The 12,894-nt window shown below is 43.2% G+C and carries 8 protein-coding genes and 1 rRNA gene; all 9 read right to left on the reverse strand.

Annotation, left to right across the window (positions count from 1 at the left end):
- Window positions 1-194: 194 nt before the first annotated feature.
- The 9 genes from ABVC65_RS01210 to rrf all read right to left on the reverse strand — a co-directional run bounded on the left by ABVC65_RS01210 (window position 195) and on the right by rrf (window position 12,835).
- Window positions 195-1,076, reverse strand: coding sequence for a lysophospholipid acyltransferase family protein (locus tag ABVC65_RS01210; RefSeq protein ID WP_353582398.1), 882 nt, complete (start codon window positions 1,074-1,076; stop codon window positions 195-197).
- A 563-nt stretch (window positions 1,077-1,639) separates the two neighbouring features.
- Complete coding sequence (locus ABVC65_RS01215) at window positions 1,640-2,512, reverse strand: anchored repeat-type ABC transporter permease subunit (RefSeq protein ID WP_004115980.1); 873 nt, start codon at window positions 2,510-2,512, stop codon at window positions 1,640-1,642.
- Complete coding sequence (locus ABVC65_RS01220) at window positions 2,512-3,333, reverse strand: anchored repeat-type ABC transporter ATP-binding subunit (RefSeq protein ID WP_353582399.1); 822 nt, start codon at window positions 3,331-3,333, stop codon at window positions 2,512-2,514. The genes ABVC65_RS01215 and ABVC65_RS01220 overlap by 1 nt, the downstream gene beginning before the upstream one ends.
- A gap of 16 nt (window positions 3,334-3,349) precedes the next feature.
- Entirely contained in the window at window positions 3,350-5,194 is a 1,845-nt protein-coding gene (locus tag ABVC65_RS01225) for an anchored repeat ABC transporter, substrate-binding protein (RefSeq protein ID WP_353582400.1), read from the reverse strand.
- A 25-nt stretch (window positions 5,195-5,219) separates the two neighbouring features.
- A complete protein-coding gene (locus ABVC65_RS01230) occupies window positions 5,220-7,646 on the reverse strand; it encodes a choice-of-anchor M domain-containing protein (RefSeq protein ID WP_353582401.1) in 2,427 nt (808 codons plus the stop codon).
- Window positions 7,639-9,027: a choice-of-anchor M domain-containing protein gene (locus ABVC65_RS01235; RefSeq protein ID WP_353582402.1), complete on the reverse strand. Its 1,389-nt coding sequence runs from the start codon at window positions 9,025-9,027 to the stop codon at window positions 7,639-7,641. The genes ABVC65_RS01230 and ABVC65_RS01235 overlap by 8 nt, the downstream gene beginning before the upstream one ends.
- 13 nt (window positions 9,028-9,040) lie before the next feature.
- Complete coding sequence (locus ABVC65_RS01240; RefSeq protein ID WP_353582403.1) at window positions 9,041-11,467, reverse strand: choice-of-anchor M domain-containing protein; 2,427 nt, start codon at window positions 11,465-11,467, stop codon at window positions 9,041-9,043.
- Window positions 11,468-11,700: 233 nt separating this feature from the next.
- Complete coding sequence (locus tag ABVC65_RS01245; RefSeq protein ID WP_004125197.1) at window positions 11,701-12,255, reverse strand: cysteine hydrolase family protein; 555 nt, start codon at window positions 12,253-12,255, stop codon at window positions 11,701-11,703.
- 463 nt (window positions 12,256-12,718) lie between these two features.
- Window positions 12,719-12,835, reverse strand: a 5S ribosomal RNA gene (gene rrf / locus ABVC65_RS01250).
- Between the last annotated feature and the right edge of the window lie 59 nt (window positions 12,836-12,894).

A 12,894-nucleotide genomic window follows, 5' to 3' on the forward strand; every position in this document is an offset into this window, starting at 1 on the left:
CCTTTCGATTTATGAGTTTGTAAATTACTTTGGTCGTAAGCCATTTGTAGCGATTTACAACTAGTCAAGTTATAGTCAACTTAGTCAACTTTTAATCACACTATTACATAATTCTACACAGTGCGCTTTACGGATGATTCACAAAAGTTTTACGGCTTAATGAACCGCAAATTTACAGCCACTATTCTTTGACTCTATTCTTTGACCCTCTTCATAAGTCTATAGTCAAAGTATCCTTCTGGTGCTTTTTCGCCGCGAATCTCTTCCATAATTTCCGTCATTCGCACGCGAATACGACGAGCTAATTCGGCAGCAGAGTCCATAGGAGGCAAATCACCCCAACTTTCCATATCTTTAAGAAGATCCGAATAATCAAGACGCGCATCGTAGCACATTACAACATTCTTCTTTGGCCATGGCCACCAATGATTGATGCTTGCAGCACCCCAGACAACGGCGCAAAATAGCGGAATTTGATGCCCCAGCCTGCGCGATGCTTCTAGTGCAATCACACCCACTCCTGGCTTCATACTCATAGGCCATTTTTGTGGGTCTCGCGTAACCGTTCCTTCTGGCCATACGCTAAGAGGTCTACCATTTGTTAGGATTTTAATCGATTCTTCCTCGATTTCACGCGCTTTTCCGCTTCTACGAGGTACTGGTTGCATTCCAACAAGCTGGAACCATTTTCCCATGATTGGCCAATGAGCGAGTTCTGCTTTTGCCATGTATCGCGGCCTGCGGCCTTGGTGGAATAGAGACGTCATTGGCACAAAAACGTCGAACATTGTAACGTGCGTGCAAGCGGTTATAAACACGCCTTCTTCTGGCACATTTTCCAATCCCCAAGCGCGCACTTTGCAACGAGATCTAAGAACTCTAGACGTTCCTTCAAGCAGGCGTTCGGTTGCTTTTGGATTTTGCGCGTTGATTTCTGCCGTGTTTGGCGTGCGCGCTCCCGTTGGATAGTAATAAGTGGGGTCAACTAATTCGTGTGCACGCGCTAAGCGTTCTACTTGCTCATCGCTGAGCGGCTTAACTGCGCTTCTAGGCGAAGGTTTTCCTTTAGATACCATACGTCTATTGTGCCGCAAACTATAAACCGCGAAATCTTCCACAATCACTCACATAGAAGGTTGTCGTTCGCACGGATTAGCCGTGCGAACGTCTTCGCTTGCGTTGAAAGCACACTGTGCTTTCAACCTTAAGCAAGCTCAGCGCTCCGAATTACCTTTTCGCGCTACGCTCTAAGCGAAAAGGCAGGTCGTCGCGCAAGCTGGGTAGAGATTCGAGATTTTTCGCAGCGGATGAAGCGAACCTCAGCATGAAATGGTGATTCGCTGAAGTAGCAAGAAAAATCGAGAATCTCGGTGATGAAAACTACGTAATTGTTCAAATACGTAAGAGGGCTGGGTGATTCTTGGTCGAACAGTATAAGAGCGGCAGCCGATACCAAATAATCCAGATGACCAACCACTACAAACAAACTTCAACACAAAAAACAAAATCAAAGCCAAAACGGAACAACCGCAACAACAGACTACACGTAATAGGCGGAGCGTTGTGAGACAAGAATTAGCCAGCCCTCGCGCAACAGTAAATAGTAAATATTAAATGTCGCTCGCGCGTTACAGCGCGCTCATGCAACAACTGATCGCAGTTTTGGCACAATCCTCGCTACCAACCCGTGTTTAGGCGAGCACACCCACGCTAGAACAAACATAAAAGTCGCAACCAAAACGATTGTTCCGCCAGTGGCAGTGTCTAAACTCCAAGACAGGTACATTCCAAGAATCGAAGAAGCGCAACCAATAGCAGGCGCTAAAATCATCATCTTTCCAAGTCGGTCGGTAAGCAAGCGCGCAGTTGCCGCAGGCGTGATCAAAAGCGCTAAAACAAGCACGTTTCCGATTATTTGCACAGATACTACTACAGCAATCGCAACTAAAACGTATAGCATTCCATCTAACCACGCTACTGGCAATCCCATTGCGCGGCTTGTTTCTCGATCCATTGAAACGCATACTAGCTCTTTGTGGAACATCATTAGAAGCGTTACGATTATTAGCCCTGTTATTGCTACTACAGCAATGTCGGAGTCTGGGATTCCTGTAATGGAGCCGAATAGGAACGATTCCAGGGATCCCGCATAGCCTGAAGCTTTTGATATTACTACGATTCCGAGCGCAAATGCAGACACAAAAAATACGCCGATAAACGAGTCTTCGCGAAGTCTACGATTTTGGCTAAAGATTGATACGATTAGCGCGGTTGCAACTCCTGCTAGCGCGCCACCAAATAGCAAGTTTCCTTGCAACACAAATGCGATTGCGAGTCCTGGAAAAACGGAGTGAGCTACTGCGTCTCCAATAAACGCCATTCCGCGCAGCACTACGTAGCATCCTACAACTCCGCATATTACGCTAGAAAGGCACGCTACTATAAGCGCTTTGAGTAAAAACCAAAGGTCTGGGTTTGTAAGGTCTTGTATAAAGTCGATTGGAGATAGCATTATTTTTCTACCACACTTTCATGCGCCATGACGCGCTCTACTGCTTTGATTAGTGGATTTTGCGCATCCACATGGAATGTTTGCACCCATTGATTTGCGTTTAACGATTCTGGAACACCGTCTCCTACTATGCTTCCGTCAAAAAGCATGATTCTAGAACACGAGTTTATGGATCCGATTATGTCGTGCGAGCTCATCAAAATCGCTTCTCCCGACTTTGATAAATCCAAAAAAAGACTCGTGAGTAGCTCTTGAGTAGGCATGTCTAAGCCTGTAAATGGCTCGTCTAAAAGCATCAATCGCGGTTGTCCTGCGAGAGCGCGCGCAACGAGTACGCGCTGCCTTTGGCCGCCTGAAAGCTCGCCGATTGTGCGATCCCTAAAATCCGCCATTCCTGTGCGCTCAAGAGAAGCGAGAGCTATCTCGTAGTCCTCTTTTTTTGCGCGACGCACGTAGCCAATGTGGCGAATGCGGCCCATCATTACCACGTCTAGTACGGAAAGTGGGAAATCCCACGCAATATCGTGGCGTTGTGGCACGTAACCAACGTTACTCACTCGCGAATTAATCAAAGATTCACCGCTTTTATTAGCGTGCACTTCGAGTTTTCCAGTATGCGGAATCAAACCCATAATCGCGCGGAAAAGCGTTGTTTTTCCAGCTCCATTTGCACCAAGAAGTCCCACAAATTCGCCGCTTTTAATCGTAAACGAAACGTCTTTTACAATCGTGCGACTGCCGTAACTTACGATTAAGTTTTGCGCGCTTATAACAGTATTTTCGTCCATATTCGCGTCCATATTTCCCTTATTAATCTTCATAAATTCAACTTCAATCTCACTTCAAGCATTTCGCTAAAGAATCCGCGTTCGCTCGCATCATATCCGCATAAGTTCGCACTTTAGAATCGAAAGCATCTCCATAAATCGGGCAAACTTTTACGTGCGCTTGCGCCGCAAGCTCTTTAAGCACAGACGAACGCGATATTAAATTTGGCTCCAAAAACACAGCTGGGATCTCTAAATCGCGCAAAATCTGCTGCAATCTACGCCTATCTTGCACGCTCGGCTCACTCGAAGGATTAATCGTTACAAATCCTGCAATATTCACGCCGTAAGTTTTACCTAAGTACGCAAAAGCGTCGTGTGTTGTAACCAAATTGCGCTTCTCTTTTGGTATTGACGCCACTTTTTTGCGCATATACGCGTCTACATCTAGCAACTTGTTAATGTATCGGTCCGCATTTTCGCGATATTTACGAGCATTTTTAGGGTCCACTTCGCAAAGGCGATCTGCGATTGTGCGCACGTATGCTATGCCATTTTTTACGGATTGCCACAAATGCGGGTCAATATCTCCGTGAACGTGCTTTCCTAAAACTGCTTGCGGCAGCTGATAAATCTTTTGCCTTGCAGCTCCCAAAAACCTGTATCCTTGTTCGGCTGGTATCTCTTTTAGCGCGTTAGTTGGAACCTCTACAACCACATCGCGAGGCGCATAATACACGCGTTTTGGCGTAGTGGATCGTTTTTCTTGCAAAGTATCTACGCGGTACACAAATCCGCGTTTTGCTAAGTCGTAAGCTAAATCTGCATGACCCTTGTTCAGCACTACGCTAGCTCCACGCTTTTTGGCTATTTTTTGCGCATTTACGCCTACAGCAAATCGCATTTTAGCGTTTCCAAGACTAGAAACTACCTCGTTTTGCGCGTTTAGCATGTCGGCGTGCAATTCAAGCGTGTATTCGCCTGGCTTACTAAACGCCCAACTTAAATGCGTGTGCGCGTCTGCTGGCAAGTCTACGTGGTCTTCTGCGCTTATGCCGTTTGCACTGTTAAAGTATGTTTCTACGCTTCCAAAAGTGCCAGTCAAGTAAGCAAAAAGCGCGCCTGGCCCTTTTACTTTTGTAGCTGTTAAGCGTATTCTATCGGACCTTTTCATGTTGTATGCGTTCGGCTTTATTACAGTTGCGCGACCTTCTTTTGTTGCAGTTGAAGGCGCATTTGATTGCAAAGATTGACCTGACTTTTCTAGTTGGCTAGCTTGCTGTGAATTTGTTTTTGTTTTATTGAGATTGTTTAGCGAAGTTAACTCACCAGCCGCCGCCGAGGGCGATTCTTCCGCACGCTTTTGCGGATTTGCATTTGCACTGCCTTGCACGCTATGCGCTTCCTCGCTCGGTTGCGCAGCCATGCGTTCTGTAGCAAGACCTAGCCAAATCGTGTCTAAAGACACGTCTTCTACCATCGGAATAATATCTGCAGCGTGCTTCACACTTTCTTCCGCAAGCTGAACATTTGGCACGCCTTTTCGCAAATTCGCATCTAAAGCAGTAATTACGCCGTGCTCTTCCAGCATCATGTAGTTGCTAAAAGCTACATCCGCGTACACAACGTCTCTAATTGAACGTAAACGCGGCTCGTACGAATGTGGATCCGCGTTGTCTGGCACAATCGCGCTAACGTTTGCTGCGTCTCCTGCAACATTTGCCACCATGTCTCGCAAAACGCCCGTTGTTGTTACAACGTTAATTTTCCCAGATTTTGCGTTATTCGCGCTATTTGCACGAAGCGCGTTGTTAGGCGCACCGCATGCGCCCATCGGCAGCGCGGTTAAAACTGCTAGAGCAGCAGAAACCGCGCGCTTCACACTTTTTTTACCTAGTAAATCAACGATTTTCATTAATTTTACCAATGTTTTCTACGCTTTATTTCAAATTCATAAGTGCTCTAAATAAGCCTCCTGCAGGTATTAGTCCACGTTTGCGTAGAACGAACAATCCAGCTGCACAAGTTCCAGAAATTGCTGTAATACCAAGGCTTAAAGCCGTGTATGCAACTACTGGCTTGCGTTTGAACAATCCTACTATTCCTCTAGGCTCTTCGCTTTTAACGCCGCTTTGCAAACTTTTTCTTAGACCTTTAACTCGTTTGGAATTGTATTTTGATTGGATGCCTTTGTTTGCATGATTTCCAATTCCGCCAGAAAGACTTACAGATCTGCCAGTTTTGCCTCGATTAGCGCTTTTCGATGCTCCAATTCCACCACCAAAGAATGACGCTCCCGAACCAGAGTTTCCTCTAGCTGCAGCTGCTAATGGCGTCGTGCCACTATTATTGCCAGAATTTCCATTATTTCCAGAATTGTCGTTGTTATTGTCGCTGTTATTATTGTTATCTTTGTTATTTTTATTGTTGTTTTGTTTGTCTTCGTCGTCGGAGTTATTCTCAGAGTCATCACCATTTTCATCAGTTTCATTTGACTTATCATCTGAATCTCCGTCTTCGCCATCGACCTTTGTCGTAGAGCAGCTCATTGGCTTTTCCATTGGATCCACACCAATTGCAAAGTGGAAGTCTTTTGTAACTGTTTTTCCATTTGCGCTTACAGCAAAAGTAATCGTATAATATCCAGACTTTGAGAAGTCCCAGTTTAAATGCATATGCGTGTTTGCTGGGATTGTATACGTACTGTTTCCACTGCTAGACATGAGTGTTTTAGCTTTTACACCAAGTCCGCCTTGCAACCAAATTCGCACACTTCCTGGTCCTTTTACGGATTTAAGGCTGATTTTGCTTGGCTTGTGTGGGCTTAAATTCTGGTTACTCCAGCCAACCCACGGTACGCTATTTTTTTGCGTTTGTGGAAGTCTCCACACGTTACCGTCTTTAGCTGATTTTCCAGCATAAAACACAACTTTGCTCGGGTCGCGTTTTACGTGACTTCCAGTCACGTCTTCTTGTACAGCAAATCCTATTCCGTTACCAGTTGAATATGTTGCTAAATCAACGTGACCATGTTTAATAACTAGCTTATCGCCTTGTAAATCCTTAAATTTTGAGCATTTTTTGACGGTTTTTTGCTTTTTGTTTTTGCCTTTAGATTCGGCTTCAGATCCAGATTCGGTTTCAGATCCGTTACCGCCTTCACTTTTCCCATTGCCATCTTCCTCGTCGGAACTTTGGTTAGCTAGTCCGCCATTTGGCTTGGCTCCAGGCCATGGTGTTACGTAAACTCTATTATTGTTTCCGTTTATGACTATTGAAGTGGAAGAATCTTCATCATTTTCATCTTCATCTTCGTTGTCTTCAGATTCTTCATCTTCATTATCGCTATCGTCGCCGTCTTCGTCACTTTCGTTTGTATTCTGATTTTCGTGTTTATTTAATTCGCCATCATCATCAGGATCTTTATCTTCTATACGAAAATATTCACCAGTAGCACCACCTTGCATATCCACATTAAACGTGTATCCTTGCGAATCTTTAAGTATTTTCCCGTCTTTTGTTTTAACTGTTACTTCTATACCCAGACCATATTCACCTGGTTTTGTAAACACCCAATTAACATGCAAATGCGTGTTATCGTTTTTATAAAACTTGTGAGGAAAATCAGTATTAGGAGACCCTAAAACAGGTATTACCTTACCGTGAGAATCATTCTCATAAACATACACTGCTCCGCCTTCTGGAATAGTCGCAGACTTTAAGCGAAACTTTACAGTAGAAACAGTTTTACGCGGCAATGTTTGTGTTGTAAATCCTAGCCACAACTTGTTATCTTCCTGTCCTTGAGGCAAAGCCCAAACATACTCGCCACTGTTATCTTTAGGAAGGAAGCTTAATTCTTGTTCAAAATCAGATTTTTTTAATTTTGTGTTGCTTCCAAGCACAAATTCTATGCGATCAGAATTGTACCTAACACCGTTTTGGGGTACGCCTGGGAAATAATCGCCTTGCGTTCCCAACACAAGATGCCTGCTTTTATCCATATACACAGCAATGCCATCAGTATGACCCTTGTACACCTTACACTTTTCGTATCGAGTATCTGAATCCTTTGGCTTACTGGAATCTCTATCCACAACAGCAGCTTTGCAAGCTTCTTCATTTTTAGCTTGACTAGAATCTTCATTCTTATTGTCAGAATACTGATTGGAAACTGTAGAAGAATCCTCTTGCTTAGCAGGAGCATCTTGCCCATTTTGCTCAGCAGACTCCTCTTGCGCAGCTTCACTCGCATACGCGCTACCGCAATTGCAGCAGCATATTGACGCCAAGAATCCAAAAGATATTATTGCGCTTAAAATCGCGCTTAGTAATCTAAAGCAGATTAAGGTTGATTTATTACGCATTGTTCTGTCCTAAATTATTAAAATCTGTGTTCGGTAAAATCGTTGTTTCCTCTGTAGGATTCACTAAGTCACTGAGTGAACTTTGATTTTCAACATACTGAGGATTTGGATTCGCATAAGTCTGATTCACTTGAGGCTGAACATACTGCTGCGAATATGGCTGAGCATAAGTCTGTGCTGGTGCAACTGTCTGCACTGGCATATTAGACTGAGCATACATTGGTTGCTGCGGAACGCCATACTGCTGTTGTTGTACAGGCTGTTGTACGTACTGCGGTTGCATTTGCTGCACTGGAGCTACCATTTGCGGTTGTGCTTGCTGCTGCATAGGAGCCATCGGCGGAACTTGCTGATTCACACCATGCTGACTAATCGCCTGCTGCTTTGCCTTCTTGCTTTTGATTACAGCGAATACAATAAACGCAATAATTACGATTGTTAGAATTACAAACACAATCATCACAATCTGTGCTATCGCTACTGTATCGTCAGCGCTACTAGCTTTCTTATGCTTTCTGGCGGAAGCATTGCTCGATTCGCTTCCTTCCGCATTCTCATCATTGTTGTCTGCGTCAGACTCTTCGTTATTTTCTCCGTCGTTTCCTTCGTTTGCATTTGATGAGTCAGACTGAGAGTGCGCGCCTGAAGATGCTGCTCCTGCTGCGCCAGATAACGCAGCTTGTGGATCTGTTTTTTCTCCCACTGCAAAATTAAGCACACGAGTGTCACTTACAGCGCGTCCGTTCTTTAGCTTTCCAGAGAACGTGAGTTTAACGTGGTATATGCCAGGCTTTGAGAATACCCAGTTTACGTGAGTGTGTGCGTTCGCTTCAATCCAACTGTTTTGTGGGTACCCTTTAGTGCTATCCCATAATTGCTGTGGAGCATTATTGCCATTTTCAAGGTAGACGTGCAGTTTTCCAGGTCCGCTAACGCCGTTTAAAGAAAGGTTTGCTCCACGGTCTAGTTCGTTAAGAACTCCGCCTTCCTGTGTGTTCCATCCGAGCCATACCACATTAGAGTTTTGTGTTTGTGGAATCACATAAAGCTTTGTTCCTGGTTTTTCGCCGATAAAGTTGTATGTTGCATCGTTTGGCATAGGAACTATTGAGCTGTTGCCAAGTTTGAATACTACGTTTTCTGGGTCTCTCCACACTGGCTCGTCGCCAGTATCATCGCGAATTTGTATTTTCCAATTTCCGCCAGAAAGTGTTGGTCCAAAATCGGCGTGACCTGCCTGAATCATAACTGGCTGGTTGCTTGTTGCAGCTTTGGCGGACCCCATAAATGGAGATGGGAGTAGAGCCGTAGCTAGTAGCATAATTGCTGTGCATATTGATGCTATTATTGCCGTTGCTATATAGTGCTTGTTTTTAGTCATTTTTCTTCTCCTTCTACAACAACTTCATACGTGGTCTCATCAAGAAAGCCCCAGCTCCTGTTACAGCGCACAAGCTCACGCTTGCAGTTCCTACAGCAGCAGCTACCCACTTTGTTTTGTGACTTTTCGCTTCTTGTTCTTCTTCTGAATCTTCTAGTACTTCTGAATCCTCAATGTTTTCATCATCAGAATTGTATGAAGCAGCTTTAGTCTTATTTGACTTTTTGCCTTTTTTACTAAGCAGTTTCACTTTTTTCATCTTCTTAGAATGTTTTGAAGAAGAAATACCATTTGACAATCCGCCTAATCCTTTAGAAGAAGATTTTGTGAAGCTTCCACTAGCATTTGTAAATACATTATTAGTATTAGCTCTTGCAACTAACGGAGTGGTTGCGGATTGCTTAAAACTGTTATTGTCAGAGTCTGACGATTCGGAAGAGTTATGCGAATTGGAAGAATCAGACGAATTGGAATCATCTTCGTTTTCATCTGACTTATTCTTATTCTTCTTTTTATCTTTATCCTTATCGTTTTTCTTTTTGTTCTTTTTAGAATCTTTATTATCTGACTCTGATTCCTTGTTGTTATTCTTTTCCTTTGATCCACCTGTGTTATTGGATTCTTCGTTCTGATTGCCGTCTTCTATCTCATTCTGGCCATCAGATTCATCGTTTCCATTAGACTTATTGTTCTTATTCTTTTTACGATTTTTCTTATTTTTCTTGTTCTTCTTGTTTTTTGTTTTATTGTTCTTGTTGTTCTTGTTGTTCTTGTTATTCTTGTTATTCTTGTTATTCTTGTTATTCTTAGAATCTTTTGAGTTTTCAGGTTGCGCATGATCTTTTTTGCCTAAATTCTTTATATTGACATTCCAATCGCAAAAATCGTCGAAACCTGCATTCCTATATAGCGTTCCGTTGTCTAGCACAAGATAAGCGCGAACCACGGCATCCTGCATGCTTTCATCAATTGTTAATTCGCATGTGCTTCCGTCAGCAGAACCTTCAATATTTTTAAACTCTTTTTCGCCATCTTTTTTAATCATCCACTTGTATTTTTTTACTATGGATGTAGTTGGCTCTTCTGGATCAGAAGCTTCACCGTTTACAGTAGGCACTCGTGGGGAGAACAGTTTAGCTTTTAGATGAACTTTTTCTCCTAAATTAACCTTGGACTTTCCATATGCTTGCACTACTGGGCGTCCGTCAGCGCCATGATCTTCTACGACTATTGTTCCAAAAGCTCTGTCTCTATCGAAAGGATAGATTCCTTCCCCTGTTAGAATCACGCGAACTTTCATTCCGTTCATCGCAGGTTCAGCTGGCAGCTTGAGCCTTTCGCCTAAGAAGCATGATGCAAACGTATCTTCTTGTTCGTCAGCCCTGTTTATACACCATTCGTATGATGGTTTTTTTATTGTTCCGTTTTCAATATCTTTTTTGAATCCTTCACGATACGTGTAAAGATTCAATCCACCGCCTGGCTCATAGGAATGATAATGTGGGTGGCTACCTGTATTGCGAATCCCTAGTATGCACAGATTGCCATCAGCACAGTCAGAGTTTTCAGAAGGATCATCGTCTTTAGTGTTTGTATCCAAAACTGGAATTTCCGCTTTTCCGCGTTCTTTAATAACAGACTCAGATGGCACGGTATGATTATGACTTGCTTCAACAATAAAAGTATATTTGGCAGTATTAGTGGTTTTAGTTTCTTTCGTTGTCTTGTTCTTAATAACAGCGTACGCTTCTAATGTATAGGTTCCAGGCTGAGTAAATACCCAAGCTGCATGTTGATGTGTAACTTGAGATTGATGAATCACTCCTGGAAGCTCGAATCGGCTGCCTTCTTCTTTTTCATCATCTTTATCTTGATATTCAAATGATTTTGCTATGGATTTTTTATCCTTATTTTTTGCAGACTGCCATATTAATAGTTTTGCACCTTTAGGAGCTGTTACTTTTTGTATAACAATATCCGCTGATGCGCCATCTGGATTTTCCGCTCCAACAGCATATTTTGCTATAGACGTATCCCACCCTGGGAACAGCTCTTTATCTTGTTTATTACCAGATTCGTCTAAAAGCCAATAACCTTGTGAAGCATCGAATGGTAACTTGTTTTTGTAATTATCAAAATCTTGCGTACTGTATGATGACTCGCCAACCTTCATTGTCACATTTTCAGGCTTGTATAGCATAGAGTTGGCTTCAAAACCCATTATGAGCTTGCCATTATGCATAAATGGATAGAAGATGTCCATATGGCCGTTTGACAGCACATCTTTTGCGCTTGCATCATACTTATAGGTAGTTTGTTCTTCATCCGCATACGCAGGATTCGCAGCACCGAACCCCGATACCAGCACCGCAAACGCAAGTATCGCAACGCCGCACATCGCGAACGCGCGTTTTACCATATTCTTAATGACCTTAGTCATGTTACTGTTTCGCTCTCTACACTTCATCTTCTCAAATTCGCCTATTCGCGCTCTTCTTTCACGAATGACTATTGAAGACATCTTTGCAACGTCTATCAATAATAATAATGATTCTCATTAATAGTCAAGTCGACACTCCGAATAAACAAAAACGCTGGCAGCTCAAAGCAACCAGCGTCGATTATTTTTAATAACTATTTAATAATTATTTAAATAGTTTGTAGCTAAAATTCTCAGCCTTCTACAATATCCGCATTAAGACAAGTCTTAAAATGTCGAAGCGCCCACTCGTGACCTTGCGGATCAAAGCTTGCGACTGCATCTTTGTGAACCACAATCTTGAATCCAAGATTATACGCGTCAACAGCAGTGTGGAGCACGCAAATATCTGTGCAAACTCCAACCAAGTGCAACTCCTCAATATGACGTTCGCGAAGCTTAATCAGCAAATCCGTGCCATTAAAGGAAGAGTAGCGAGTTTTATGAATGTAATACACGTTGCTTTTATCTTTATTTGCCTCATAAAAATCACCAAGAGTTCCATAGAGCTCCTGACCATGAGTTCCAGCAATATTGTGAGGTGGGAAAAGCTTAGTTTCTGGATGATACGGATCATTTAGATGATGCGTATCAATTGCAAAAACCACGAATTCACCAGCATCGAGAAATTCTTGCGATATTTCAGTAATGCGCTTCTCAAGCTTTTGCGCAGGCTCTCCTACCGTAAGCGAGCCATCACTTGCCACGAAATCATTCGTGTAATCAATGTTAATAAGAGCCTTTTTCATACATACTTCCGTTTAATCAGTTTAATTGTGTTAAAGCTACACTTACAACAGTACTCTTTACGCTAACAAGGTTCTTTACACTAACATGTTTTGGTACAATCGCGCTATGGCGGCACGTGAATCACGCGCGCGACGACCTACCTTTTCGCTTAAAGTGTAGTGCGACATTTCCTATTTGGTGTTGTGCGAGGTTTGAGTATTTCTCTCCTCGCAAGTCCCGTCGCTACGCTCCTCTTTTATTGCTCGTAGAGAAATACATCAAACCTTCTGAATATCTAAAACTTTTGCGTATCTTTCATCACCGAGATTCTCGATTTTTCTTCTTCATTCGATGAATCACCATCAAAGATGCTGAGGTTCATCTCATTCAGTGCGAAAAATCTCGAATCTCCACCTCACTTGCGCGACGACCTGTTTTAAATAATAAAAAAGCGGGGAGTTGAAACTCCCCGCTAGAAGAATAATGCGGCAGCGTGCTAGTCTCCCACACCCTATCGAGTGCAGTACCCTCACCGTGTCAGGCCTTAGCTTCCGGGTTCGGAATGGGACCGGGCGTCTCACCTGAGCCATGACCACCGCAAAACTAAATTATACACTCACTATAAGCGAGCGGCAAACTGGCGGTTTGGGAACCGGACA

This window comes from Gardnerella vaginalis (assembly GCF_040427915.1).
Taxonomy (GTDB): Bacteria; Actinomycetota; Actinomycetes; order Actinomycetales; family Bifidobacteriaceae; genus Bifidobacterium; species Bifidobacterium vaginale_C.